The 24,515-nt window shown below is 72.9% G+C and carries 21 protein-coding genes, 1 tRNA gene and 1 pseudogene; 6 read left to right on the forward strand and 17 right to left on the reverse strand.

All coding sequences use genetic code 11. The features are described 5' to 3' along the window. Nucleotides 1-43 precede the first annotated feature (43 nt). From HNR25_RS05635 to HNR25_RS05650, 4 genes are all read right to left on the reverse strand, one after another. Nucleotides 44-460 (reverse strand): VOC family protein, encoded by a 417-nt coding sequence (locus tag HNR25_RS05635; protein ID WP_184633664.1) that lies wholly within the window; start codon nt 458-460, stop codon nt 44-46. 5 nt (nt 461-465) lie between these two features. Beyond that, nucleotides 466-915, reverse strand: coding sequence for a helix-turn-helix transcriptional regulator (locus HNR25_RS05640; RefSeq protein WP_184633665.1), 450 nt, complete (start codon nt 913-915; stop codon nt 466-468). A 75-nt stretch (nt 916-990) separates the two neighbouring features. After that, complete coding sequence (locus tag HNR25_RS05645; RefSeq protein WP_184633666.1) at nt 991-1,377, reverse strand: SdpI family protein; 387 nt, start codon at nt 1,375-1,377, stop codon at nt 991-993. A 7-nt stretch (nt 1,378-1,384) separates the two neighbouring features. After that, nucleotides 1,385-2,275 carry a VanZ family protein gene (locus HNR25_RS05650; protein ID WP_246464069.1) on the reverse strand — a complete coding sequence of 297 codons (891 nt, stop codon included), beginning with the start codon at nt 2,273-2,275 and terminating at the stop codon, nt 1,385-1,387. A 401-nt stretch (nt 2,276-2,676) separates the two neighbouring features. Here HNR25_RS05650 and HNR25_RS05655 point away from each other — a divergent pair, with 401 nt between their 5' ends. Then, nucleotides 2,677-4,581: a hypothetical protein gene (locus tag HNR25_RS05655; RefSeq protein ID WP_184633668.1), complete on the forward strand. Its 1,905-nt coding sequence runs from the start codon at nt 2,677-2,679 to the stop codon at nt 4,579-4,581. Nucleotides 4,582-4,671: 90 nt separating this feature from the next. On the opposite strand, the gene HNR25_RS25670 is transcribed toward HNR25_RS05655, so the two are convergent. The 4 genes and pseudogenes from HNR25_RS25670 to HNR25_RS05665 form a co-directional block, all read right to left on the reverse strand. Beyond that, the gene (locus HNR25_RS25670) at nt 4,672-5,175 is read right to left on the reverse strand and encodes a hypothetical protein (RefSeq protein WP_246463525.1); all 504 of its coding nucleotides are present in this window, start codon (nt 5,173-5,175) and stop codon (nt 4,672-4,674) included. Nucleotides 5,176-5,210: 35 nt separating this feature from the next. Continuing rightward, nucleotides 5,211-5,558: pseudogene (locus HNR25_RS27020) on the reverse strand (N-6 DNA methylase); the annotation flags it as partial. Then, nucleotides 5,542-5,664: a hypothetical protein gene (locus tag HNR25_RS26410; protein ID WP_281387474.1), complete on the reverse strand. Its 123-nt coding sequence runs from the start codon at nt 5,662-5,664 to the stop codon at nt 5,542-5,544. The pseudogene HNR25_RS27020 and the gene HNR25_RS26410, both read right to left, overlap by 17 nt. 66 nt (nt 5,665-5,730) lie before the next feature. After that, nucleotides 5,731-5,895, reverse strand: coding sequence for a hypothetical protein (locus tag HNR25_RS05665; protein WP_184633670.1), 165 nt, complete (start codon nt 5,893-5,895; stop codon nt 5,731-5,733). Between the two features lie 256 nt (nt 5,896-6,151). Between HNR25_RS05665 and HNR25_RS05670 the strand changes: the two genes are divergently transcribed. Together HNR25_RS05670 and HNR25_RS05675 are read left to right on the forward strand one after the other, a co-directional pair. Beyond that, nucleotides 6,152-8,158, forward strand: coding sequence for a hypothetical protein (locus HNR25_RS05670; RefSeq protein ID WP_184633671.1), 2,007 nt, complete (start codon nt 6,152-6,154; stop codon nt 8,156-8,158). Nucleotides 8,159-8,370: 212 nt separating this feature from the next. Beyond that, on the forward strand, nt 8,371-9,621 hold the full coding sequence (locus tag HNR25_RS05675) for a hypothetical protein (RefSeq protein ID WP_184633672.1): 1,251 nt from the start codon (nt 8,371-8,373) through the stop codon (nt 9,619-9,621). A gap of 120 nt (nt 9,622-9,741) precedes the next feature. On the opposite strand, the gene HNR25_RS05680 is transcribed toward HNR25_RS05675, so the two are convergent. Beyond that, the gene (locus HNR25_RS05680) at nt 9,742-10,887 is read right to left on the reverse strand and encodes a UDP-N-acetylglucosamine--N-acetylmuramyl-(pentapeptide) pyrophosphoryl-undecaprenol N-acetylglucosamine transferase (RefSeq protein WP_184638876.1); all 1,146 of its coding nucleotides are present in this window, start codon (nt 10,885-10,887) and stop codon (nt 9,742-9,744) included. A gap of 294 nt (nt 10,888-11,181) precedes the next feature. Between HNR25_RS05680 and HNR25_RS05685 the strand changes: the two genes are divergently transcribed. From HNR25_RS05685 to HNR25_RS05695, 3 genes are all read left to right on the forward strand, one after another. Next, nucleotides 11,182-11,820, forward strand: a complete 639-nt coding sequence (locus tag HNR25_RS05685; RefSeq protein WP_184633673.1) for a DUF6879 family protein — start codon at nt 11,182-11,184, stop codon at nt 11,818-11,820. A gap of 60 nt (nt 11,821-11,880) precedes the next feature. Beyond that, nucleotides 11,881-12,150 carry a hypothetical protein gene (locus HNR25_RS05690; RefSeq protein WP_184633674.1) on the forward strand — a complete coding sequence of 90 codons (270 nt, stop codon included), beginning with the start codon at nt 11,881-11,883 and terminating at the stop codon, nt 12,148-12,150. Nucleotides 12,151-12,468: 318 nt separating this feature from the next. Then, a complete protein-coding gene (locus tag HNR25_RS05695) occupies nt 12,469-12,933 on the forward strand; it encodes a hypothetical protein (protein WP_184633675.1) in 465 nt (154 codons plus the stop codon). Between the two features lie 154 nt (nt 12,934-13,087). Here HNR25_RS05695 and HNR25_RS05700 read toward each other — a convergent pair. The 8 genes from HNR25_RS05700 to HNR25_RS05735 all read right to left on the reverse strand — a co-directional run bounded on the left by HNR25_RS05700 (nt 13,088) and on the right by HNR25_RS05735 (nt 24,512). Next, nucleotides 13,088-13,160: transfer RNA gene (locus tag HNR25_RS05700), tRNA-Lys, on the reverse strand. A gap of 162 nt (nt 13,161-13,322) precedes the next feature. Further along, a complete protein-coding gene (locus tag HNR25_RS05705; RefSeq protein WP_312862382.1) occupies nt 13,323-16,616 on the reverse strand; it encodes an AfsR/SARP family transcriptional regulator in 3,294 nt (1,097 codons plus the stop codon). Nucleotides 16,617-17,104: 488 nt separating this feature from the next. Further along, nucleotides 17,105-18,079, reverse strand: a complete 975-nt coding sequence (locus HNR25_RS05710; protein ID WP_184633676.1) for a putative endonuclease domain-containing protein — start codon at nt 18,077-18,079, stop codon at nt 17,105-17,107. Nucleotides 18,080-18,253: 174 nt separating this feature from the next. Further along, nucleotides 18,254-19,051 (reverse strand): cupin domain-containing protein, encoded by a 798-nt coding sequence (locus HNR25_RS05715; protein ID WP_184633677.1) that lies wholly within the window; start codon nt 19,049-19,051, stop codon nt 18,254-18,256. Continuing rightward, nucleotides 19,048-20,106, reverse strand: a complete 1,059-nt coding sequence (locus HNR25_RS05720) for a DUF6807 domain-containing protein (protein WP_184633678.1) — start codon at nt 20,104-20,106, stop codon at nt 19,048-19,050. Before HNR25_RS05720 ends, HNR25_RS05715 begins: the two co-directional genes overlap by 4 nt. A 155-nt stretch (nt 20,107-20,261) precedes the next feature. Further along, on the reverse strand, nt 20,262-22,226 hold the full coding sequence (locus tag HNR25_RS05725) for an ABC transporter substrate-binding protein (RefSeq protein WP_184633679.1): 1,965 nt from the start codon (nt 22,224-22,226) through the stop codon (nt 20,262-20,264). A 50-nt stretch (nt 22,227-22,276) separates the two neighbouring features. Continuing rightward, nucleotides 22,277-23,347, reverse strand: coding sequence for an ABC transporter ATP-binding protein (locus tag HNR25_RS05730; RefSeq protein WP_184633680.1), 1,071 nt, complete (start codon nt 23,345-23,347; stop codon nt 22,277-22,279). Further along, a complete protein-coding gene (locus HNR25_RS05735; RefSeq protein ID WP_184633681.1) occupies nt 23,331-24,512 on the reverse strand; it encodes an ABC transporter ATP-binding protein in 1,182 nt (393 codons plus the stop codon). Before HNR25_RS05735 ends, HNR25_RS05730 begins: the two co-directional genes overlap by 17 nt. Nucleotides 24,513-24,515 lie beyond the last annotated feature (3 nt).

Raw genomic sequence — 24,515 nt, forward strand, 5'->3', positions numbered from 1 at the left:
GGCGACGCGCACCGCGGTGCCGCCGGGTGCTACCGGGGGCCGCTCAGGGCCGCTGCTGGATGCGGATCAGGTTGCCCGCGGGGTCGCGGACGGCGCAGTCGCGCACGCCGTAGGGCTGGTCGGCGGGCTCTTGGACGATCTCGGCGTCGGCGGCCGCTTCCAGCCGCGCGAAGGTGCCGTCGAGGTCGGACGCGGCAAGATTGAGGCCGGCATAGGTGCCTTTGGCCATCATCTCGGCGATGGTGCGGCGCTCCTCGTCGGTGATGCCGGACCCTTCCACCACCGGGGGCTCCAGCACGATGGCGGTGTCGGGCTGTCCGGCGGGGCCCACCGTGATCCAGCGCATCCCGCCGTAGCCCACGTCGTTGCGGACCTCGAAGCCGAGGGTGTCGCGGTAGAAGGCCAGGCTGGCGTCGGGGTCGTCGTGCGGAAGGAAGCTCGCGTGAATGCTGATATCCATAGTGGTCACGCTAGGTCGGGCGCCGCGGCCGGCGCTTCTCGATTCCTGACCGGCCGGGTGACCCGTTTGGCCACGCACGGCGGCATGCCCTCCGTCGCTCGTGCCGCCCGGTCCCGGTAGACGCTGGGCGGCACCCCGACCAACTCGGTGAAGCGCGTACTGAACGTACCCAGCGACGAGCAGCCGACCGTGAAGCACACGTCGGTGACGCTGAGGCCGCCGCGGCGCAGCAGCGCCATCGCCCGCTCGATGCGCCGCGTCATCAGGTAGGAGTAGGGCGACTCACCGAACGCCGACCGGAACTCGCGGCTGAGGTGCCCGGCCGACATGTGCACGCCGCGGGCCAGTGCCGCGACGTCCAGCGGTCGGGCGTACTCACGGTCGATCCGGTCGCGGACGCTGCGCAGCCGCGCGAGGTCGCGCAGGCGCTGCGCTGCAACAGGTTTACCGGTCACATCCTCGAGGATGCCACCTGCCGCCGACGTTTCCCAGCGCCGGCGGCAGTGCCCTGCACCGCCGCCGGCGCCGGGTCAGCCCGGATCGGCGTCGCGCCCGGCCCTGTCGGCGACGACCCCCGCGGTCACGATGAGAGCGAGGACGGCCGCGAACCCGACTCCCGGAACGATCAGCAGCGCCCCCGGGCGCGGCACGCCCGCGACAGCCGCGGCGACCGTGCCCGCGACCGTCAGCGCGCCGGCGGCGTAGCCGCTGTAGGCACACGCCCGCAGCCACGGCGCCGCGGCCGCGTGGCTGGCGTCCCAGGCGGCGTCGGAGGACGTCGTGGCCCGCGTCCGCAGCCCGATCGCCGAGTTCCGGGCCAGCGAACCGTTCGCGGTCGCGTACATGATGAAGTGGGCGATTCCGGATGTCTGGGCGAGGCCGACCGCGGCGATGGCGAGCGCTCCGAACTGGTCCATATCCGCCTCACACGTTCCCTCGATCGCAGGCGCTTCCGTGCCGCGCCTCGCCCGTGCGCTGGACCGGACTCGTCCCGCCGGCACCCGCCCGGTCGGCATCGCGCGGGGCTCTCCCGCCCCTGCGGGCGGCGAGCGCCGAGAACCCCATCACCGCGCCCGCGCCGAGGACACCCCCGGTGCCGTTGACGATCAGGTCTCCGGTGCCGGCGACGCCTCCCGTTCCCAAGATCAGCTGGGAGGTCTCGACGCCCGCCGACAGCAGCGCTCCGGTGCCCAACCGCGCCGCGGCCGGTGTGAACGCCGCGGCCGCGACGATGCCGACCGGCACGAACAGCAGGAGGTTGACGACCAGCTCCTCGTAGACGAGGGAGGCGCTCTCGGCGGGGGCGTAGTCGTCGGGGTCGACGCCGTAGCTCCCGGTCTGCACCAGGAACTCCCGCTTCTGCTCGCCGATCGGTTCCCCGTCGCCGCCCAGCCACACGGCCTGCCCGCCGATCTCGAACCGATAGGCGTACACGTTCCGGTCGGCCTCTTCCTCCTCGGCCACGACCTCCCGCGCCTGTTCCCGGGTGAGGTCCTCGCGGAGGCCGACGTAGAAGCTCCGGTCCCGGGCCGTCTGCACGACGGAATCGTCCGGCGGCGCGAACTCCTGCAGGTAGCCCGCAAGCGGGTTCCACTCGACGCGGGTGGTCCGCTCCCCCGCTGCCGCCCACCCGCCGTCGGCCGGTTGGACGAGCACGGCGAAGTACACCGCGGCGGCGCACACCAGGCACACCCGAGCCGCCACCGCCGCCGCCCGCGGCCGCGGCCGCATCACACGCGCGACCGCCCACGCGGCGGCGAGCAGAACGCCGACGGCCGCCGCGACGGTCACGGGGTCGACGTAGAGGAGAACCATCCACACGGGCGGGACCACCTGCCGATCTGGTCCGGGGGATCGCGGGGTCGGGAGAGGATCGAACGGTCACAGGCCGGCGACGTGTTCCGGCTCCCGTCCAGCGAACCGCGACCGGTCTGCGGTTTCGTCAGGCTAACAATCCCCCGAATCCGGGCGGTCAACAGCCCGTGAACCGGTTCAGGCCGTGCGGGAACCCGCGAGGCGCGCCCGGCTCGGCCCGAGGAAGGCGGGTCGAGGCCGAGCGCACCGGGCCGAGGACGCGCCGTGGCCCGTGCACGGCAAGCGGAGCGCCGGAGCACACGGTGACAGATCGGTACCTGGCTTCGCGGCCACCTCCCGCTCGGGCGCCACGCATGGTAAACAGCCCGGAAAATCCATATGCGCAGCCGGGAGTGACGCCCATGACACCGGGTTACCGCGCCATCTTCACCGTTCCCGCGGACGTCGACGCCGTCGCTTTCGCCGAGCGCGAGTTCCGCACCTGGTTACGCGGCCAGCCCTGGTTCGGCGACCACGAGTGGGAGGTCGGCGGGCACTACCGGGTCGGCGACGGCGTCGAACTCTCCACGGTCGGCCATAACGACGGCGAGCGCGCGCTCCTGCGGCTGCGCACCGCCAACACCGCCAACGGCCGCGTGTCGACGACCACGCTGACCGCGGCGCGGGCCCTCCACAGCCGCGGGAAAGGCGGCCAGCGGGTGTGGATCGACGTCGGCTCCCGGCCCGACCCCGCGGCCGGGAACGAGACCACCTGGACGACCCCGGCGGTGCCCAAACTGGCGCGCGGCATGCTGGCCGCCGTCGACGCCGTCGACGGCCGGGCGGCCGTGCGCCCCGCCCCCACCCGTGTGGCGGGCAGCGATCCCGCGGCGGTCGACGACCTGTACGCGGTGATCACCGACCCCGACCGTGCGGTCCCCGTCGTCGTGGCCGGGGCGATCGCCGGAGTGGCACCGCAGCGGTGGGGCGAGGCGGTGGCCGGCGTCCTCCACCAGTCCGCCGGGTTGCAGGCGGGCTACTGGCTCGACGAGCAGGCCCAGGCCGAGCTGGACGCGCTGCTGCCGGACTCCCACCGCGTGCCGCCGGGAACGCTGCGTACGTTCCTTCCGGACGTGCGCCGGGAGGACCCCGCCGACGGCCGTCGCCACCGGATGCTGTCCACGACCGCCATCAACCAGGCGCTCGAAGGCGAGCGCATCGACGCGCGGCTGCAGTGGGTCATCGGCAACGCCATGCGGGCCCACGCCCTCAAGCGGAGCCTGCCCAAGGAGCTGCGCAGCGCCGACCGCGCCCTGGTACGCGCCGAAGGAGCGCTGCCGCCGACCTCCTCCCCCACCGCTTGGGCTCCCCCGGCGCCCGCACCGGCGGATCCGGCCGAACAGACGGATCCCGCTCTGCCGGCCGGGCAGACCGATCCGGCCGGGAACGGCGCCGGCGGACACGTGCCCGAGCCGGTGGACGGCCCGCTGCCGCCCGGAGTCGAGCGGCTGTTCGCCGACCTGTTCGGGTCGGCGGCCGTCACCGCCGAACGCGTCGCCGATCTGGAGCGGCTGGCCGCCGCCGGGCGCGACGCCTCCAGCGAGCAGGAGAAGCTCCAGCGGCAGTTGGACAGCGCGGAGAGCTACTGGATCGCCGCCGACGACGACCTGGCCGCCGCCCGCGCCTCCCTCGAAGAGACCGAGACCGAGCACGCCATCGCCGTGGACGAGCTGAGCCAGGCCCGCGAACGGATCCGGTGGTTGCAGACCCAGCTGGTCAAGCACGGCGCCGCCGAGGCCGCCTACTCCCAACCGTCCGAGGACGCACGCGGTCAGCGCCCGCAGTCGCTGATGGACGTACTGGAGCGGCTGCGGTCCGGCGAGTTGCGGTACGTGCGGTTCACCGGCGACGACAAGCCGGTGCAGGAGCTCGCCAACAACGAAGGCCTGGGGGCGTGGGCCGTCACCGCCTGGGACGTGCTGCTGGCTCTGGACGACTACGCCCGGTGCAAGGACGACGGCGCGTTCAGCGGGAACGTGCACACCTACCTGAGCAACGCCCCCCAAGGCTTCCGTACGGTCGGCCCGCAGACCCACGCGGCCCGGGAGAGCGACACCGTCGGCAAGCACCCGCGGATGCGCCGAGCGCGGATGCTGCCCGTTCCGCCCGAAATCTCCGCCGAGCAGCGGATATACATGGACGCCCATTTCCGCATCGGGTCCTACCGCAGCATCAGCCCCCGCCTGTACTACCACGACGCCACAGCGGCGACCGGCACGGTCTACGTGGGCTACCTCGGCCGCCACCTGGAGAACACGCAGAGCTGACGCGGCTTCCGCCGCTTCCCGCGGACGCCGCTGATTCCGAGTCGCCGTCGAGAGTGTCCGCACAGACACCCTCGACGGCAGACAACCGCACTAGTCCACCGACCGACGGAATCCGAGCTGGGCGAGCCGGTCGTTCATCGCCGCCGAAGCATCTTCGCTGCGCTGCTGGAGTTCACTGAAGGAGACGGTGTAGCGGTCCGCAACCTCCGGAAAGGAGTCCACCAGCTGTCCCCGTCGGGCGGAAACGACTTTGGTGAGACGGATGCGCAGAGCGTGCCCCAAGCCGTCGAGGCGGCCGACGGCATGCACCGATCCGGTGATGTAATCGTGGTCTCGGAGTATTTCGGCGTACTCGGCCCACCATTCCGCGAACGCTCCGCACCGCTCGTACTCGTCCAGCGGTGCGTGCGGCAGCAGGAGTTCGAGGAACCGCTCCAGCAGTTCGGAGCGCTCGGGACGCTCCCGGCTGAAGTCCAGGTAGGACTCGTCGCGGTCAGCGAACAGGGAAGCCGGATCGATACCGAAGGCGTGGAACATCCCAGCCTTCGCTTCCACCTCCGAACGCGGCTCGCCGCCGTACACCTCAGCCTGCACGTCCAGCAGCCCGCCCCCTGAGAAGGCTCCTGCACGTACCAGCCGATGGTGAGGTTGAAGTCCCGTTCCGCGATCTCGGCGGCCGGCACCGCCCGGGAGAAGCTTTCCATTTCGGCACCGCGCTCGCACACCCGAGCGATCTTCTCGATGCGGCGCGGCTCCAACCGGTTCCGCGTGCGCCCGCTGACCACTTCCTGACTCGCGTCGACGACGCGTATCCGTCCGTCGGGGCGAATGCCAGGGCGCTCGGAGCCACGGAGAACGACCAGGCAGGCCGGGATCGCGGTGCCGTAGAAGACGTTGGCGCCGATACCGATCACGGCATCGATCCGGCCGTCCTCCACCAGGCCGCGCCGGGCGCGTCGGTCACCGCTCGGCGGCACTGCGGCGCGCGGCCCGGTGGGCGACGACCGCGGCAGTGGTGAATGCGAGCAGGGCCGCGAACCCGGCTCCCGGGACGATCAGCAGCACTCCCGCCCCTCGCTCCACGGGCCCTCCCCGGTCGTTCTCCCTACCCGCAGCCCGCTCCCGGTCTTCGGCTACACCGGTCTTCGCCTACACCAGGATCGTAAACAGCAGCCCCGCCGCCCCGGCGACGAACAGCAGCGTCGCGAGTGCCCGCTGCCGGGCGGAGGCGGGTTCGCCCTTGGACGCGCGGGACCGCATCGCCACCAGGACAGCTGCGAAGGCCAGCAGCGCAACCGCGGTCAGAAAACCCATCCGTCCTCCGCCCTCCGTTCGTGGGCGGGCCGGAGACCTGCCCGGCTCCCGGTACGGGAACCGCGGCCGGCCCGCGTCGGGAGGTTAGCACCACCCGGAATCGGGGCGACCGACGGAGAGTGAACCGTCTGCGACGGTGCGGCGGTGGGAACCGCCCGGCGTTCCGGCGCGGACGGGTGTGAGCACACGTACTCATCCGCGGGCCGCCCGGCCGGCCCACACCGGTGGCCGAACCCGGTCAGGAAGGAGCAGCCCCATGCCCGAGCCGGCGCGACGGTCCCAGATGGGGCGGGTCGCGACGAGCGGCTACAATACCCCGGTGATCGACGCCACCCCCTCCTTCAGGCGGCTGGTTGCCCTGCCCGCTCTGCTCGTGCTCGCCGTGCTCGCTTTTCTGCCGAGTGAGGCGCGGGCCGACGTCGAGCCGCCCGCCACCCCGGCCCAGCATTACGCCGACCGGCTCGCCGAGGAGCCGGAGGGGGCCGCGGTCGTGGTCGACCAGGCCTCCGGCGGACCGCTGACGCCTGCGGAGATGACCGAGGGGCTGCACACCGCCTTCGGCGAGCTGGGGCTGCCCTACTACGTCGTGGTGACCCCGTTCCTCGAGGTCGGCTCGGAGATCGCCCCTGCGCTGCACGACCGGCTGGGCGCCGACGGGGTGTATGCGGTACTCGAACCGCAGGGAACCGTACGGGAAGTCGAGTCCTACGGGACCGACGCCGACACGGGCAGCGCCCGGCACGTGGCGCTCACCGACCCCGATCTCGACTACAACACCCCCGCGACCGAGGTGGCCGAGGTGCTCGTCGCGGCGCTGAAGGATCCCTCGGCCGCCGAGCAGCTGCAAGCCGAACGCGAGCGGCCGTGGCCGTTCCGCACCGACGCCTTCGCGGGGCTGGACCCCAGTCGGCGTGGCGGCCCCGAATCCCTCGGCTTCCTGCTCGGAGCCGTCGGCGGGACCGTCGTGGCCGTCGGCGTGTGCTGGGGTGTGCGGTCGGCACGCCGCGGCCGGCTGCGTCCGGCGGTGGTGGTGGGGGCCGGTTCCGTGCTCGTCGCCGCGGTCGTGGTGAGCGCCCCCGCGATGTGGGTGGCAGCGGCTCCCACCGGTGACCACGAGAAGCCCGACGCCCAAGAGCTGGCCCGGATGCAGGAGCCCTACGTGCTCTCCACCGGGCGCGTGGAACATATCGTCGAGACGCTCGGCGACGATCCCCTGTACGTCGATCCGCTGGTCGGACTGCCGCGCGAGGGCCTGGACGGCGCCGCAGATGAGTTCGGCGGCGCGCCGGTACCGGTCTACGCGGCGGTGGTACCTCTGGCTCAGGAAGACGAGTCCGGTGGCGACCACGAGGTGCTCGCAGCCGCGCTGGCCGCGGTGGCACAACGCGAAGGCGTCTACCTCGTCGCCGGCAGCGTCAGCGGCGACACCACCCGTGTCGGGGCCGCCACATACGGCCTGGGCGCCGGCTTCTCCTTCGACTTCGCGATGCGGGAGGCCGAGGCCGCAGCCCCGGCCGACGCCTTGAGCCGGGCCGTCACCGCGCTCGACGATGTCGAGCTGACACCGGGCGGTTCGTACACCCCGGGGTTCGCCGACCGGGAGCCGAGCGTTCCGGCACCGCGCATGGAACGCTACTGGAGCGAAGGGGTGGCGCCCGGATTCCTGGTGTTCGGTCTGCTCGTGGCGCCCGCCGCCATCGGCCTGGGCATTGTGCTGCTGTACGCCCGCCGGGTGTGGCGCGGCGGCGGCACCGTCGTCGGCGACCGCGTCCTGCGCCGCCTTGCCGGGCGCGAAACCGCACGGCTGCGCGCTCTTCTGGCCCGGGGTGAAGATGCGCTTCCCGAGGCACTGCTCCCTCAGGCCGACGCCGCCCTGCTGACCGCCGAAGCCCGACCCCGGACCCTGGACCTGCTGGGGGTGGTGGTGCTGGCGCGGCGGACGCTGGCCGAAGCCGAGGATCCCCGCGCCGCCCCGTTCGAGCCGTGCGGGGTGAACCCGCTCCACCCGTGGGCCACCGAGCGAACGCGGACCCCGGTCGGCCGCAGCGGCAAGGGCGAGGTGTGCGCGCGCTGCTCGGAACTCAGCCCGGGGGCGCGTTCCGCGCGCGTGCTGCGGTTGCGGTCCGGCGGCACCGCGCACGCCTATGACGCCGATCCGGACGACCCGTGGATCCGCCACGGTTTCGGCGCCGACGACCCCGCCGCACTGGTCGGGGAACTGCTGAAGGAACGTCCCGATGGAGACGTCGAACAGCCGAGGTGACGGGGGTCGAACCCTGGTGGGGCGCACCTTCGCGAGACACGGCCCGCAGCACGCTGATCCGCCGGCGCGGGAGTCGCGTCGCGGCGGGGTGCCGGGCGGCCCGGCTCCGTGAGCCGTCGGGGGCTCCACCGCGGCAGCCGTACCCGGCGCTTGCGGGGCGCCTCCAACCCGACGAACGGCCGGATCCGATCCACGAAGAAGGGGAGAGCACCATGTCAGCTAGAACCGTAGCCGTCTCCGTGCTGGCCTTGCTGGCGGTGCTGTTCGAACCGGTTGCAGCCACCGCTGCGGCCTCCCCGGACGCAGAAGCCGGCGACTCGGCTCTCACCCCGGCCGAGGAGGTGGCCGAGTCCTTGGCCGAGTCCCCGGTCCACGTGGACCCGGCCTACGACACGGCGTTTCCCGAGCAGGAGCGCGAGCGCATCGCCGGACGAATCGAGGAGGGGCCGCTCGACCTGTACGTCATCGTGATCCCGTTGGCCCCGGGCGACGCCTGGGACGGTGATCCCGAAGCGCTGCTGAGTGCTGTGAACGATCGCATGGGCCGGGGTACGCGTCACATGCTGGCCTACGAGCAGGTCCTCGACGGCCGACTGGTCGGCGCGGACTTCGGCACGCAGGCCGCGGACGAGGCCCTTTACGGCGCCATGACCTCCGATACCGTCCATCGGCCGGACGAGGGGGTCTCGATCGCCGACCGGGTGGATTCGGCCCTGGATGCGGCCCGCTCCGAGGACCCCGCAGCCGCCTACGAGGAGGCAACGGCCGACGACGACCCCCCGCCCGCGACCGGGCGGGTGGGACTGCCGCTGTGGGTGCTGTGGGCCGGCCTCGCCGCCCTAGGGCTCCTCCTGGCGGCGATGGCCATCATCGGGCTCTTCGTGCTGCGGCGCCGCGGCGCCTCGGCGGCGGTTCCCCAGCACGCCGCCTTCGACAATGCCGACCGCGCCCGGCTCCAATCCCTGGTGGAGCGCGGCGAACGCGACCTCATCGAGTTCGGCGAGCGGCTCAGCGCTGCGACCGGCGTGTCCGAGAGCCACCTGTCGCGCGCGCTGGACGCGCGGGACGCCGCCGCGCGGGTCCACGACCGGATGAAGGCCCAGGGGCCCGCACTGGCCGACGCGGCCGGCGTACTCGTGCTGCTGGATCTGGCCGAAGACGCGCTGGCGGGGCGCGACAAGCCGCGCCGGCCCTGCTATGCCAACCCGCTGCACGGCAACGGCACGCGGTCGGTGCAGTGGCGGGAGTTCGGCGGCAGCCGCACCGTCGAGGTCCCGCTGTGCACCGCGTGCGCCCGCGCGGTCAACAAGCGGGGCCGGCCGAGCGTGCTGCCCGCCGAGCACGACGGCCGCACGGTGCCCTATTACGAGGTACCCGCAGAGGAAAGCGTGTGGGCGGCGACCGGCTTCGGCGCACTGACCGACGACCTCGTGAACCGGATCCTCAGCGGCCGACCCGGGTGAATCCCGCTCGGCGGCGGCGCGGGGCCGCGTGAACACACGCGTCGAGGGTGTCTGCGGGGACGCTTTCGACGTCGAGGGTGTCTTCGCCGACACCCTCGACGCGGACATCCCCCCGCCGGGTCAGCGGCCCGCCGCCGCGAGGACGACGTCCACCAGGCGGTCTGCGGCGTCCGGTCGGCCGTGCCCGCGCGCCTTCGCGGCGACGTCGGCGCGGCGCTTTGGATCGGTGAGCAGCGGCTCCAGCTTCCCGCGGAGCGCATCCGCCGACACCTCCTCCAGCAGCGCGAGCGCGGCGCCCGCCTCCTGCAGGTGGCGGGCGTTGTGCCGCTGCTCGTCACCGGCCGACGACGCCAGCGGAACGAACACCGCGGCCTTGCCCAGCGCGGTCAGCTCGGCGATCGTCCCGGCGCCGCTGCGGGAGATCACCACGTCGGCCATCGCCAGCACGTCGGGCAGTTCCGATCCGACGAACGCGGTCACATGGTGGCGCGCAGCCAGCGTCGGATCCAGGTCGCGGGTGGCCGCACGCAGGTCGTCGACGTTGGCTTCGCCGCACTGGTGCACGACGTTGGCGCGCTCCAGCAGCCACGGCAGCACGTCGCGGACCGTGGTGTTGATCTGCACCGACCCCTGCGCACCGCCCGTGACGTAAACCGTGGGCAGGTCCGGGTCGTAGCCGTCGAAACCCAGTTCCTCTGCGGCCCGGTCGGCCTGTCCCTCCAGCACCGCCGGACGCACCGGGTTTCCGGTCACCACCGCGTTCGCGCGGGCCGAGTCGGGCAGCAGCTTCAGCGTGGACTCGGAGGTGACCGCCATCCGGGCGCCCGCGCGTGCAAGTACCTTGTTGGCCAGCCCCAGCAGCACGGTCTGCTCGTGCACGACCAGCGGCCGGCGGGCCATGCGGGCGGCCAGGCCCACGGGAATCGCGACATAGCCGCCGGTGGCGAGCACGGCGTCCGGGCGGAAACCGGAGACGACCCGGCGGGACTGGAAGACGCCGCGCAGCGCCTTGCCCATGTCGCGGATGTTCTCCGCCGACGCGAGCTTCAGCGGGTTCTTCGACCGGCGGACCTTGCCCGTGTCGACCGCCTGGAACGGGATGTCGTTGCCGGCGGCCACCCGGCCCTCCAGGCTGTCCCCGGCGCCCACCCACAGCACCTCCAGGCTCCGGCCCTGCGCCTGAAGCCGCGCACGCAGCGCGTTCACGGCGGTCAGCGCGGGGTAGGTATGGCCCCCGGTACCCCCGCCGGTGACGATCAGACGCATCACGCGCGGGGAATCGGTGTCGTTCACACTGGTCCTCTCTAGCTGGTGCTGTGCCCGCAGCCCTTCGACGACTCGCGCCGATGCCCCGTTGATCGCGGGTGTGGTCGTCGTCGGCGCTGAACTCGGTCGACGGTTCGCGTTCGACGAGCAAGGGCCGCGTCGGCGGGCGGGAGATCCCCCGATAGCGCGCACGCCCGATTCACCCTGTGCGATGATCATTGCGCGAACGGTGATTCGCGCTGGCTTCTCACACCGGGCAACCCGGTCTCCCCCGACCCTTTCCGGACGCAATCTATGAGCCATAGCATCTTCGATCGAATCCGGGCGGCCGACGGCACGGTACTCGACCGGCCGACCTTCCACGCCGACAGCGACCGGGCGGAGGAGAAACTCGACGGCGGCGTGATCTGGAAACTGGAACGCGCGCAGTACTTCAACGAGCTCGACGACCCGGCGTGGGACGCCTTCGTGGCCGACGACTGGGCCCGAGCACTAGGGATCTTCGCAGGCGAACGCGACTGGATCCGTGCGGACGTCGCCCGCTACTCCCACCAAGGGCTGGTATTCCGCCGACTGCGGATCGTGGAGGAGCCACCGACGCCCTACGTGCAGTGGGAATCGCACAGCCACCGGATCTTCGTGGAGTGCGGGCATTCGATCCGGGCGTTGGACGCCGCGGAAGTGGCATACCTGGAGTCGTCCGCCGCGCTGCCGGAGCTGATGGTCTACGGCGAGCAGGTGCTCTACCAGGTGCGCTACGACGAGACGTGGACTCCCATAGGCGCGAAGCGTGTCGACGACGCCGAGCTGGTGGCAAACGCGGCCGAAGCCCTCGCCGGGCTATGGAAACGCGGCGAGCCCTTCCGCGACTATTTCCGCCGGGAGATTGCGCCGCTGCCTCCGCCGGAGGGCGGCCACCAGGAAACCGTGTAGGGATCTCGCATGAAGGGGAGGTTGGGCCTGGCCCGAATCACCCATTCTGAGGAGACTTCCATGGATCGCCCCTGGGACGTCGACCCCTCGGCCACGTTCGAGCGACGGTTGGGCAAGACCGCCGCCGAAGTGGGCGCCAGCCGCGTCGGCAAGGACTGCCCCGAGTTCTGGGAACTCGACAACGGCGACGTCGCGATCATCGGCCGCGACGCCACCGATACCCTCGGAGGTCGGCTACCGGAGGGCGTCGGCATGGCGGAGGACGAGCGAATCGTAGTCGTACCCGGCGCGCAGTTCCGCTCGACGGTGCCGGACGTCGTGGAGGAGTGATGCCCTTCCGGCCCTCGACGCGGGCCGCCGATCTGGACGAGCCCGCGCCGGGACCGGTGAGGGGCCGCCTGACGGTGCGGGTGCGCTCGGTGGCGAGCAGGCTCGGCCGCTCGGGCCGGAAGGTGCGCTGCGGTGCGGCCGGGGCCGGGCAGCGTGTCCGCAGGGCCGCTGTCGACCTCTACCGTGACCGCAGAACCACCGCCGGCCTACCCGGAAACCGGTGCTAACCCCGATTCGCCGCGCGATCACGCCGTATAGCTTCGGGTGGACCGGTGGCCGGTACGGCCGCCGCAGCGCCGAACGAGCGAGGTGGGTCTGATGCGAAGCGCGGTACACACGGGTGCGGCGACGGCGGCGCTCATGGCGGGCGTCGCGCTGGCGGCGGGGTGCGCGGCCGACGACGGCGGCGGAGGCGACGGCGGGGCTTCGGACGCACCGTCCCAGGAGCAGGGCGCCGGCCAGGGGCCCTCACCCGAGTCGGCTGCCGAAGGCGGGATGGACGGCGTCTGGGAGTCCACCGTGGACGACAGCGACTACACCACCCTGACCGTCCTCGGCGAGGACGTCCGCACCGACGGCGACGCGGCCTGCTCCGGCACCCTCGACCCGGCGGACTCCGGCCCCGCCGCCACGATCGAGCTGGACTGCCCCGATACCGAGTCCCGGTCGGGCTCGGCGGAGCTGAACGCCGAGGGTGACCACCTCATCGTGAACTGGGACGGCACCGACGGTTTCCCCGAGGCCTTCGCCCGCACCGACGAGGAGCCCGTCATCGAGGGGTGACCGGACCGGGACCGGTCGCGGCGCTCGGGCGGTCCAGCGCGAGGGTTTCGCCGGGCCGGCAGACCCCGGGGCCCGCGCTGCCGCGCTCCGCCCCGGAAAAGCGAAAGCCCGTGCGGAGGCGGCGCGGAGGCCGCCGGCCGCACGGGCCGGGATGTGCGCCATCAAGGACTCGAACCTTGAGCCCACTGATTAAGAGTCAGTTGCTCTGCCACTTGAGCTAATGGCGCTAAAGCGGCGGCCCGCAGGCCGCCGATGCGGGGGGATCGCGCCCCCTCTGCGTTTCCCAGTTTACCCGATCCCGCAGGTGCCTCCTTCCAGGGCGGCGTGCCGTCTGCGTCACACGGGCGCGGCCCACGCCCGCGCGCCCCGGGATCCGCCCCTACTCCGCCCTACTCCGCCGGTGCGGTGCCCGACGCGGCGTCCGGTACCGCCTCGGGTGAATCGGCGCCGATCTCGTCGGCCTCGGCTCGGGCCCGGGCGGCCGCCGCGTCCTCACCCACCGCCTCGTAGGCCCGCGCCAAACCGCTCAGCCCTTCGGCGAGGAACGCCGGCCAGCCGCGCGTGCGCCAGACCTCCACCGACTCCTCCAGCGCCTCGACCGCCTCCTGCGCCCGGCCCGCATCCAGCAGTGCGCGTCCCTGCAGCCCCAGCGCGTCGGCCAGGTGGTGGTTCATGCTGTAGCGCCGGCTCAGGTCGACAGTCCCGGCGGCGGTGGCCAGAGCCTGCGGATCGCCGACCGCCAAGTGCAGGCGCGCCAGGTAAAGCAGGGAGAAACCCTCGGCGTAGCGGTCGCCCAGCGCCCGCGTCATCGCCAGCGACCGCTCCAGGTTGGCCCGGCCCCGCTCCAGGTCGCCCGCCTCGCACTGCGCGGCTCCGAGGAACTGCATCGCGGTGGACTCGAACCGCGGATTGCCCAGCAGCCGCGCCAACTCCAGCGCCCGCTCCAGGTGGGCCACCGCCTGCGCCGGATCCCCCAGACCGTGCGCGGCCACCGCCATGACCTGGTACGCGCGCGCCCGGCCGCCCGTGTAGCCCTCCCCCTCGGCCAGTTCCAGAGCCTCCTCGGCCGAACGCACCGCCCGACGCGCCGCCCCCTGGGAGACCTGCGCCCACGTGCGCATCACCAGCGCGTCGGACATCCCGCGCCGGTCCCCCAGCCGCTCGAACAGCTCCCAGACCCGTTCTGCCTGCTCGGTCATGGTGCCCATCGCCGTACCCGAACCGTCCCCGCTCTGGCGGGCCCAGGTGGCCACGTCGGCGAATCCGCGGCGCAGGACGGCTTCGCCGCGGATGTCGCCCGCCGCCCGGCAGGCCGCGATGGCCGCCTCGTGGGTGCGCCGCCAGTCGGCGAAGCGCCCGCGCACTCCGAAGTACTTCTCCATACACCCGGCGAGGTCCCAGGCGGCCTCGTGCCGGCCCAGGCGGCAGGCCTGCTCCACCGCCGCCACCATCGCCGCCGACTCGGCCTCGAACCACGCCATGGGCTCGCTGAGCAGCTGCGCCGCCTCGGCCGCCGACAAGGGCCACCGCAGCGCGGGGCTGTGCATCGTGACGTAGCAGGGCCCGGTGATGTACTCGGTGGCCTGCTCGGCCAGCCACAGCCACGCGCCCAGCGCCCGCTGCAGCGCCGCGGCACGCTCCGTGGGCGCGTCCTCCTCCTCGCAGCGCTCGCGGGCGTAAAGCCGCACCAGGTCGTGCATGCGGTAGCGCAACTGCCCGGTGCTGTCGGCGCCGGCCACCGCCAGCAGCTGCGCGTCGACCAGGTCCTCGACGGCGGCCTCGGCTTCCGCCGACCCGATTCCGGCCAGGGCGCCGGCCGTCCACGCGGCCACATCGCCGGTCTCGAGCGTGCCCAGCAGCCGGAAGAGGCGGCGGGCGGGCTCGGCCAGTCCCGCGTAGCTGAGCGCGAAGCTCGCGCGCACACCCAGATCGCCGACGGCCAACTCGTACAGCCGCCGCCGCTCGTCGCCGAGCATCCGCACCAGGTGCGACAGCGGCCACCGCGGGCGGGCCCTCAGCCGCGCTCCGGCGATGCGCACCGCCAGCGGCGCGTGCCCGCACAGCCGCGCGATCTCCGCGGCGGCCTCGGGCTCGGCGGCGACACGCTCCCCGCCTACGATGCGCGCGAGCAACTCCACAGCCTGGCCGGGGTCGAAGACGTCCAGGTCCACGATGTCGGCGCCTTCCAGCCCGGTCAGCCGGATGCGGCCGGTGATCAGCACCGCGCAGCCCGGCGCGCCCGGCAGCAGCGGGCGGACCTGCCGTTCGGAGCCGGCGTCGTCGAGCACGATCAGCATGCGGCGCCCGGCCAGCATGCTGCGGAACAGGGCCGAGCGCTCCTCCAGCGGCTCGGGCAGCGCCGCGCCCTCCACACCCACGGCGTGCAGGAAGCCCGCCAGTACCTGGGCGGGATCGGCAGGCTCCTGCTGGGCGCCGCGCAGGCCGGCGTACAGCTGCCCGTCGCCGAAGTCCGCGGCGCAGGCGTGGGCGGCCCGCAGGGCGAGCGCGGTCTTGCCGATCCCACCCATGCCGGAGACCGCCGAGACCGCGACAGGGCGGGGCGCGCTGCCGGGTTCGGCCTGCTCGCCGATGCGGGCGCGCAGCTGCGCCACCTGCTCGTGGCGTCCCGTGAAGTCGGCGATGTCGGGCGGGAGCTGCGCGGGCGCCGGCCGCGGCGACGACGGCGCGCCCTCGGGCGCGGCTTCCCCGATCTCGCCCGCCGGCGCCGACGCCTCGGGCGCGCCGCGCTCGGACTCGGCCCCCGCTTCGCCCGTTCGGGGCGCCGGAGCGCTCGACGACGGGCCGGCGCCCGCACTCTGCGGCCCGGCCGGCGCGTCCAGCTCCGGGTCGTTGCGCAGGATCGCCTGCTCCAGTGCGGCCAGGTCGCGTCCGGGCTCCAGGCCCAGCTCCTCGACGAGCAGGTCCCGGCCTTCCCGGAAGGCTCTCAGCGCCTCACTGGAGCGCCCTGTGCGGTGGTAGGCGAGCATGAGCTGGGCGCGCAACCGATCGCGGAAGGGGTACTGGGCCACCAGCGCGGTGAGCTCGGCGACCACGGCGCCGTGGCGCCCCAGCCCCAGCTCGGTGTCGAACCGCATCTCAGCGACGCGCTGGCGCAGCTCGTTGAGCCGGGCCGCCTCCTCGCGGACCAGCGGCAGCGCCTCGTGCCCGGCGAACGCAGGGCCGCGCCACAGCCCCAAGGACTCGCCCAGCAGCCGGGCGGCTTCCCGGGGGCGGCCGCACTCCAGCGCGTGCTCGCCCTGCCCGGCCAGCTGCTCGAAGCACAGCGCGTCGACGCGCACCGGGTCCACGACCATCCGGTATCCCTGGGCCGCGCGCTCGATCGGGAATTCCTCCCCCAGGCTCTGGCGGAGGTGGTGGATGTAGACCTGGAGGCTCTTGGTGGCCGAGCGCGGCGGGGCCTCGGGCCATAGCGCGTCGATCAGCTGCTCGGCGGCGACCACCACGCCCGGCCTGCTCAGCAGCGCGGCGAGCAGGTCGGTCTGCTTGGGCGCCAGGCGCAGGTGGCCGCCGTCCTCCCGGACCTGCACAGGGCCGAGAACCTCGAAGTCCATATCCAACTCCTCTACGGCCGACGCGGACGCCGCAGGGCCGCCGCCCGCCAACCGGGTCGTCGCGCACGCCCCGCGGGACCACGCCGCCGACAGCAGCGGCGCTGGGATCACGCTGACCGGCACCTCAACCGCATCCCAACCGGTTCCCAGCCGCGCATCACCAGGCTGTGCAGCAGCCGGGGCGAAGCCGCAGGTCGCCTCGCCCGGCTGCGCTCGGGCCCGCGGCCGTCACGACCGGCGGGTGCGGGCACAGAATCAGGCACTGCGGCGGCTGACCGGCGAGGGAGTCGCCGCACGCCTTCCGAGGACGGCGGTCGGGCACGGCCCGGCCGGGAAGGCGGAGGTGTCGGACCGGCGGCCGTCCCATGATCACCGGGGCGTGGACGATCATGGGGCGGCTCGCCGCTGCGTTCAGGGGGCGTTCCGCCGCAACCCTAGCGCCTCACCGGACCGTCGCGGGGCCCCATCGGCGCCGATCTTGTAGCTAACGACACGGGAAAACGGTTTCACGCACCGTAGCTACAAGATCGACGGGAAGTGGGGGGGGTTCCGGGCAGTGGGCGGGGCGGGGCCACCGGAGACGGACGGGACGGCGACGGTCAGCGGCGGGCGGTGCCGACGACTGCGGCGCGGATGTAGGCGGGGTTGTAGAGGTCCTGCCAGGTGAACCGGACGATACGCGCTCCGGGGTAACGGGCCTGCAGGGCGTTCTGGCGCTTGCGGTCATAGGCGAGCGTCGCGGCCTGCCCATGAGGCCCGATCCCGTCGCACTCGCCGATGACCTGCAGTTCCTCCCACCACAGATCCGCGACGGCGAAAACCCGTCCGTCGGTGTCGGCGAACGGGTGCTGAAGGGCGCTGGGCGCCAGTCCTCCGTCGACGCAGATGAGCCGGACCCGGGTCTCCAGCGGGCTCTGCGCTCGTTCGTCGGCCAGTGCCCACCAGTCGGCCACGCGGCGGCACCCCCTGCGGCCGCGGTTGCGGGCGTGGAGTTCGGGTAGATCGGTGCGGCGGACGAGCCCGCGGTTGAGCGCGGAATCGGTCAGGCAGACGCCGGTGTCGCGGTCGACGTGCAGGAGCGTGTCGCGCAAGGTGCGGCCCGGTGTGGTCAGGCGGATCCCGGATCCGGTGGCGGTGACCTCGTCTTCGCCGGTGTCCCACGTGTGCAGGGTGATGCCGCGTACGTGCCGCTGGGCGCCCAGGGCGGGTATGACCATGTGCATCTCGTGCCCGTCCCACGGGGGAAACCCGTGCATGCCCCAAAGGCGGGCTGCGGTCGCACCGCCGGCGAACGCGGCGGGGCCGAGCGAAAGCTGGGCGGCCATGACCCGCTGACGGAATCGCTCGCTGTCGTCGGCGGCCTCGTACGCGCCCCGGACGGCGTACACCCGCGGATGCACTTTCTCCCAGTGCTGTCCGCGCAGGAGCCGCCGGATGAGGCCGTCGTCGACACCGCAGGCCGAGGCCTGGTGCCAGGTGATGGAACCGTACTGGCGCGCGGCCAGCGCCGCAGCGCGGTGAGCGGCGGCGGGCAGAGCGGCGGCGCCGGACGCGGGCCGAGGAGGAGTGCGCATACCGTCGAGGCTGCCGGGCCGCCCCACCCGGACTCCACTCGGATCTTCCCCCTGTGGAAACCGCACGTGTCAGCCCCGCCCCTCCCATCGATCTTGTAGCTACCGTCACTAGAAACCGGTTTCACGCACCGTAGCTACAAGATCAACGGGAAGTGGGGGTGGTGGTGGCGGCACTCAGCCCACCGGGTGGGCTCCGTCCAGGTCCCAGACCTTGAGCATGCCGCACATGCCGGTGCGGCGCGGGCCCGCCGCAGTGTCGGCGGTGTAGACGGCCGAGTCGCCCAGGTGGGCGCCGTCGCCCCCGGCGAGGCCGGCGATGTGCGCGCGGGTGGCCTCGGCCTGGCGGTGCGGGCCGCGCTCCCAGTGGTGGTGCCATCCGGCCGCCTTGTCGCGGACCAGCCCCACCGCCGCCGCATACAGCTCGTCCAGCGCCCCGGGCCCGTGCCGGCGCACCCGTTCGCGCAGCCGCAGGTAGCCCTCGATGGCCAGGTCGCGGCGCTGCCGGGCGGCCGCGGCCATGGCGGCGTGCGCCGAAGCGGCGTCGGGGAAACCGGTCCAGGGCGGGATGGCCGTCGCACGCGCGTAGGCGTCGGGGTCGGCCAGGATGTCGGGCGGGTAGGTCAGCACCGCGTCGCCGGCCTCGGGCAGCCCGGCGTTCTGCATGACCACCAGCAGCTCCAGGTCGCCGCTGCCGTTGACCAGCCGGTGCACCGTGCCCGGCGTGAACCACAGCAGGGTGCCCGGCGCCAGCGGGGTGCGGGAGTAGCCGGCGCCGCTGAGGGTCTCCAGCGTCCCTTCGCCGTGCACGACCACATACCCCTCGGTGGAGGCGGTGTGCAGGTGCGGGGAGCCGCCGGCCAGCCCGTCGGGGGTGGGCCAGTCGTAGACGTGCAGGTGGGAGACGGCGGTGCCGCCGGGGAAGCCGGGGATCGCGCCGGCGTGGCCGGTATCGGCCGCTTCGGATGCGGTCATCGGGCGCCCACCCCGGCCGTGCCCTCGCCCGGCGCCGCAGCAGCAGCGTCGGCGCCGCGGGCGGCGAGGCCCGGACGGCCCAGCTCGGCCAGGGCCGACTCGGCCAGTTCCGCGCTGCCCTCCCGCTCGCGGTCGCCGTCGGCGACGACCACGGCGTAGCGGTAGGACAGCGGCACGCCGGGCGGGGCCGCGACCTCCTCGTCGAAGAACGGCGCCGGGCACACGGTGGCGAAGATGCCGCTGCGCACGAACCACTTGACGGGGTGGCCCGGGTTGTCGGGCGCGTCCGCGAACACCAGGGTCGAGGCGCCGTCGTACTCGTCGTGGCGGCCGGCGAAACCCATCCAGGGCGCGCGCACGCCCATCATGTCGTCGCCGCCTTCCTGCTCGGGGGTGTAGACGCGCCCGCCGCTGAAGGACCGGGGTCCGCGCCAGAACAGGCCGCCGTAGCCGGCGTTCTCGCGGCCTTCGGTGGTGGGGCTGCCGATCAGCACCGCCTCGTCGGTGCGGTTGGTGAACTCGGTTTCGAAGACCAGGGTCCAGGCCGAGCGGGCGGGGTCGGCGCTGACGCGGAACCCGCGGCGCTCGGTGAACCAGGTGTCGCCCTGCTCGGTGATCCACGCCAGCCGCTCGGCCACAGCGGCCTCTCCGCCGGCGGTGCTGATCAGGTCGAAGCCGGTGTGGCTCATGGAGCCGTCGTTGGGCAGCTGCCGGTATCCGCGGTCGCGCAGGTAGGTGGGGCCGCCCCAGAAGTTGGCGGGGCCGACGTTGGGCAGCGACCAGGCGATGCCCTTGTGCCAGACGTGGTCGTGGGGCCGGTACAGGCTGACGGCGTCGCCGCCGAGTGTGTGCAGCGGGTGGAAGTAGGGGCGCGGCGACTCCAGTTGGGCGTCCCAAGGCCGGTAGACGTAGCGCAGAAGCTGGGATCCGTCGTAGGTCACGCGCAGCGAGCGGTCGTGCTCGTGGACCAGGCCCAGCCCGCGGGCTGCGGGTTCGGCCCCGCTCGCGGACGCCTGCTGCGCCGGGGTCGCGGCGTCTGGGTGCTCGGTGGTCATCGCCCCTCCGGAAGGATCGGTCGTTCGTGCGGTTCGGGTGCGGTCGGTCGGTGCCGCAGGCGGCCCGCCCCGGTGGGCGGTCCCGCTGCGGCATTGGGGCCCGCGCGCACGGGCGGTCCGGGCGGGTCCGGCCCGTGCGCGCGGCGCCGATGCGGCTACTGCTCGATGAAGAACTGCTCCGGGTTGGCCGGAGCCGGGGTGTTGTACACGGAGGCTTCGGGCAGCTGCTCGGGGACGTTGCGGAAGTCGGTGGACACGATGCCGTAGCCGGGCTGGGTCAGGCCGATGCCCATGGCGTAGAACCGCTCCCGGCTCTCGGCCAGGAAGTCGACCATGAGCTCCTCCCGCTTGCTCGGGTCGGGCTCGGCCTGCAGCTCGTCGTACATCTCGAGGTGGTCCTTGATTTCCTGCGGCGGCTCCTGGGCGCGGGGGTCCGCGCCGTCGGAGGCGTACCACTGGGCCCACGGGATCGCGAAGTTGGATTCGCCGGAGTGCAGGGGCGCGTACCAGCGCGGGTCGTACATGGCGTCCAGCAGGCCGGCGTCGCCGGACCACACGTTGACCTCGTGCTCGTTGTTCTCCCGGCTGTCCTGCCAGGAGGAGCGCTCCTCGACGTCGAGTTCGACGTCGACGTCCAGCTCCTTCCAGGTGTCGACGACCATCTCCATGGAGTCGATGATGTCGGGCCGGTAGTCGCCGGGGGCCGAGAGGGTGAAGCTCAGCGGGGTGCCGTCCTCGCTGACGCGGACGCCGTCGCCGTTGCGTTCGCCGTAGCCGGCGTCGTCGAGGATGTCGCCGGCCTTGTCCAGGTCGAATTCGGTGTACTGCTTGGCCAGGTCCTCGTTGAAGAAGGGGGTGTCGCGGCGCGGCGCACCCTGCCAGGGTTCGCCCTGGCCCTGGTAGACGACGTCGATGATGTCCTGGCGGTTGATGCCGTGCGACATCGCGATGCGGAACCGCTTGTCGCGGAAGATCTCCCGCAGGCCGTCGTCGTCGACGGTCTGGTTGAAGGAGATCATGTTGGTGTTCATCTCCGAGACGTCGAGGTCGATGAACTCGTAGCCGCCGGATTCCCGGTTCTCCGCCAGCACCGGCCGGTTCTCGGCGGTGTTGAAGTGGCGGGTGTGGAAGTCGAAGTCGCCGTTGAGGGCGCGGGTCAGCATGACCTCCTCGTCCTGCATGATCTCGAATTCGACGCTGTCGAGGTAGGGCAGCTGGTTGCCGGCGCTGTCGACCTTCCAGTAGTAGGGGTTGCGCTCCAGCACCATGCGGCCCGAGTCGGCCAGCGGCTCGACGACCTCCCACGGGTACAGCGTGGGCAGATCCGGGTTCTGCCAGGTCAGGGCGGAGTCGGTGACGCCGGCCTTGACGTCGAACATCTCCGTCCAGCTGTCGAAGCCCTCTTCCTCGGCGAGCTCGTCGGCGTTCTCGTTGTGGTCGATGTGGAACTCGCCGAGGTAGTGCACGGGCTTGTTGACGAGCTGGTACTGGATGAAGTCGTGCGCGGCCCACAGCGCGTCGGGGTCGTCCAGGGTGATCTCGACCGTGTAGTCGTCGATCTTCTCGGCCGTGGGCGGGTTCTGGTTGGCCATCGGGGTGAGGTCGGCGTTGTTGAAGACGTCGTTGGCGGCGAAGACGATGTCGTCGGCGGTGAAGTCGTCGCCGTCGGACCACTTCATGCCTTCGCGCAGGTCGTAGGTGACCGTCGTGGCGTCGTCGCTGTACTCGAAGTCTTCGGCGATGTTGGGGACGGTCTCGGTCCACTCGGTGTTCCACCGGGTGAGGTTCTCGTAGCCGACCGTGCGGCCCAGCCACGGCCAGTCGCCGATCCCCAGGGTGGCGGTGTTCCAGGTGCCGCCGTAGTTGCCGACTTCCTCGACGGGCTCGACCGTCACCGGGTTCTCGGGCAGGCGCTCCTGCAGGGGCGGAAGGTCGCCGGATTCGACCCGCTCGGCGAGTTCGGGCGCCTGGCCGTCGGCCTCGCTCCGGCCGCCGTCCTCCTCGCCGGGGTCGAGGTCGAAGAAGTCGCAGCCGCTCAGGCCGAGGGCGAGGGCGGCCGCGGCGGCGGGGACGGCGAGGGCTCGCCTCCGCGGCAGCAGCCGGGGTTCGCGTACGCGCATTGCGGTTCTCCGTTCCTGTGGGGGATGTCCGGGGGTGGGATGGCCAGGGGTCAGCCGACCCCCGAGAGTGCGAGGTCGTCGGCGTGGTGGCAGGCGGCCATGCGGCCGGGGGACACCTCGCGCAGCGGGGGGATCTCGGTGGCGCACCGGTCGGTGGCGTAGGCGCAGCGGGTGTGGAAGGGGCAGCCCGCGGGCGGGTCGGCGGGGTCGGGGAGTTCGCCGCGCAGGCGGATGCGGTCGCGGCTGCCGCGCACCCGCGGGTCGGGCACGGGCACGGCCGAGATCAGCGCTTCGGTGTAGGGGTGCTGCGGGCGGGCGTAGATCTGCGCGGTGGAGCCGGACTCGACGATGCGGCCCAGGTACATCACCGCCACCCGGTCGCACACGTGCTCGACCACCGACAGGTCGTGGGACACGAACAGATAGGTCAGTCCCATCTCGTCCTGGAGGTCCTGCAGCAGGTTCAGGATCTGCGACCGCACCGACACGTCCAGGGCGCTGACGGCCTCGTCGGCCACCACCAGGCGGGGTTCGCACACCAGAGCGCGGGCGATGCTGACGCGCTGGCGCTCGCCGCCGGAGAACGCGTGCGGGTAGCGGCGCAGATGGTCGGGGCGCAGGCCCACCCGGCGCAGGACGGCGGTGACGCGGTCCTCCAGCTCGCTGCCGCCGATGCCCATCAGTACGCGCAGCGGTTCGCCGATGATGTCGAGCAGGGTCATCCGGGGGTTGAGGGAGGAGTGGGGGTCCTGGAAGACCATGCGCACCTCGCGCCGGTAAGCGGCCAGGTCGGCGCCGTCGGCCCGGGACGCCTCCAGGACGCGGCCGCCGGAGGAGCGGTAGCGGACCTCGCCTCGGGCTTCGGGGCGTACGCCCATGACGGCCGCGCCCAGGGTGCTCTTGCCGCAGCCGGACTCGCCGACCAGGCCGAGGGTTTCGCCCTGTTCGACGCGCAGGTCGACCCCGTCGACGGCCTTGACGACGCCGGCTTCGCTGCGCCGGCTGCGTTTGCGCAGGTTGAAGTGCACCCGTAGGTCGCGGGTCTGCAGCAGCGGCGCGGTGTCGGTACCGCCTGCGTTGTCGCCGGCGGCGGCCGGGCCGGCGTCAGTCGGTGTCGGCATCGGCGGCGTCCTTTCCGGTGCGGGGGGTGGGGCGGGCGTCGCCTCCGGTACCGCCGGCCTGTGCGCCGTCCTGCTCACCGGTGGTCCGGTCGCCGGCGCCGCCGTAGAGCAGGCAGCTCACTCGGCGGCCGCCGCCGACGTCGATCGGCGGCGGGTCGACGGTGTCGCACAGCCCCGGCATGGCCGAGTCGCAGCGGTCGCGGAACACGCACCCGGTGGGGCGGTGCGCGGGGTCGGGGACGGTGCCGCGGATGGCGGGCAGGCGGTCGCGGCGCGGGCCGCCCATGCGCGGGATCGACTCCAGCAGCGCGCGGGTGTAGGGGTGCTTGGGCGCGTGGAAGACGTCGTCGACGGTGCCGCGCTCCACGACGTTTCCCAGGTACATCACGGCGACGTCGTCGGCGATCTCGGCGACCACGCCCATGTCGTGGGTGATGAACATCATCCCCATGCCGCGCCGTTCCTGCAGGTCGGCGAGGAGGTCGAGGATCTGGGCCTGGGTGGTGACGTCCAGCGCCGTGGTCGGCTCGTCGGCGATGAGCAGCCGCGGCCGGCACGACAGCGCCATGGCGATCATGACGCGCTGGCGCATCCCGCCCGACAGCTGGAAGGGGTAGGCGTCGACGAGTCGTTCGGGGTTGGGGATGCCGACCTGGCCGAGCAGGCCGACGCTCATCGTGCGGGCCTCCTTCTTGCTTACGGGGGTGTGCACGCGGATCGCCTCGCCGATCTGGTTGCCGACGCGGTGCACCAGCGACAGCGAGGCCATCGGCTCCTGGAAGATCATGGAGACGTCGCGGCCGCGCACTCGCCGGATCCGCGTGCCCTTGGGGCCGAGCGAGGCCAGGTCGAGCGGTTCTGCGGTGACCGGCGGCGCGGTTCGCGGGGCGTGGCCATCCCCGGTGTCCGCGCCGCCGGCGTCTGGATCGGGGTGCAGCAGCACCCGCCCGCCGGTGATGCGTCCCGGCGGCTCGACGAGCTGGAGGATGGAGCGGGCGGTGACGCTTTTGCCGCAGCCGCTCTCGCCGACGACGCACAGGGTGCGCCCGCGGCGCAGGGTCAGATCCACGCCGTTGACGGCCGGGACCTCGCCGTGGTCGGTGCGGAACCGCGTGCGCAGGCCCCGCACCTGCAGAAGCACGTCCTGGTCGGTACCAGTGGCCATTTC

Origin of the sequence: Streptomonospora salina (genome assembly GCF_014204715.1) — a bacterium.
Classification (GTDB): Bacteria; Actinomycetota; Actinomycetes; order Streptosporangiales; family Streptosporangiaceae; genus Streptomonospora; species Streptomonospora salina.

Coding starts and splice junctions, on each gene's coding strand:
- HNR25_RS05635 (WP_184633664.1), bottom strand. CDS start 460: ATGGATATCAGCATTCACGCGAGCTTCCTTCCGCACGACGACCCCGAC.
- HNR25_RS05645 (WP_184633666.1), bottom strand. CDS start 1,377: ATGGACCAGTTCGGAGCGCTCGCCATCGCCGCGGTCGGCCTCGCCCAG.
- HNR25_RS05650 (WP_246464069.1), bottom strand. CDS start 2,275: ATGGTTCTCCTCTACGTCGACCCCGTGACCGTCGCGGCGGCCGTCGGC.
- HNR25_RS05655 (WP_184633668.1), top strand. CDS start 2,677: ATGACACCGGGTTACCGCGCCATCTTCACCGTTCCCGCGGACGTCGAC.
- HNR25_RS05665 (WP_184633670.1), bottom strand. CDS start 5,895: ATGGGTTTTCTGACCGCGGTTGCGCTGCTGGCCTTCGCAGCTGTCCTG.
- HNR25_RS05670 (WP_184633671.1), top strand. CDS start 6,152: ATGCCCGAGCCGGCGCGACGGTCCCAGATGGGGCGGGTCGCGACGAGC.
- HNR25_RS05675 (WP_184633672.1), top strand. CDS start 8,371: ATGTCAGCTAGAACCGTAGCCGTCTCCGTGCTGGCCTTGCTGGCGGTG.
- HNR25_RS05680 (WP_184638876.1), bottom strand. CDS start 10,887: ATGCGTCTGATCGTCACCGGCGGGGGTACCGGGGGCCATACCTACCCC.
- HNR25_RS05685 (WP_184633673.1), top strand. CDS start 11,182: ATGAGCCATAGCATCTTCGATCGAATCCGGGCGGCCGACGGCACGGTA.
- HNR25_RS05690 (WP_184633674.1), top strand. CDS start 11,881: ATGGATCGCCCCTGGGACGTCGACCCCTCGGCCACGTTCGAGCGACGG.
- HNR25_RS05695 (WP_184633675.1), top strand. CDS start 12,469: ATGCGAAGCGCGGTACACACGGGTGCGGCGACGGCGGCGCTCATGGCG.
- HNR25_RS05710 (WP_184633676.1), bottom strand. CDS start 18,079: ATGCGCACTCCTCCTCGGCCCGCGTCCGGCGCCGCCGCTCTGCCCGCC.
- HNR25_RS05715 (WP_184633677.1), bottom strand. CDS start 19,051: ATGACCGCATCCGAAGCGGCCGATACCGGCCACGCCGGCGCGATCCCC.
- HNR25_RS05720 (WP_184633678.1), bottom strand. CDS start 20,106: ATGACCACCGAGCACCCAGACGCCGCGACCCCGGCGCAGCAGGCGTCC.
- HNR25_RS05725 (WP_184633679.1), bottom strand. CDS start 22,226: ATGCGCGTACGCGAACCCCGGCTGCTGCCGCGGAGGCGAGCCCTCGCC.
- HNR25_RS05730 (WP_184633680.1), bottom strand. CDS start 23,347: ATGCCGACACCGACTGACGCCGGCCCGGCCGCCGCCGGCGACAACGCA.
- HNR25_RS05735 (WP_184633681.1), bottom strand. CDS start 24,512: ATGGCCACTGGTACCGACCAGGACGTGCTTCTGCAGGTGCGGGGCCTG.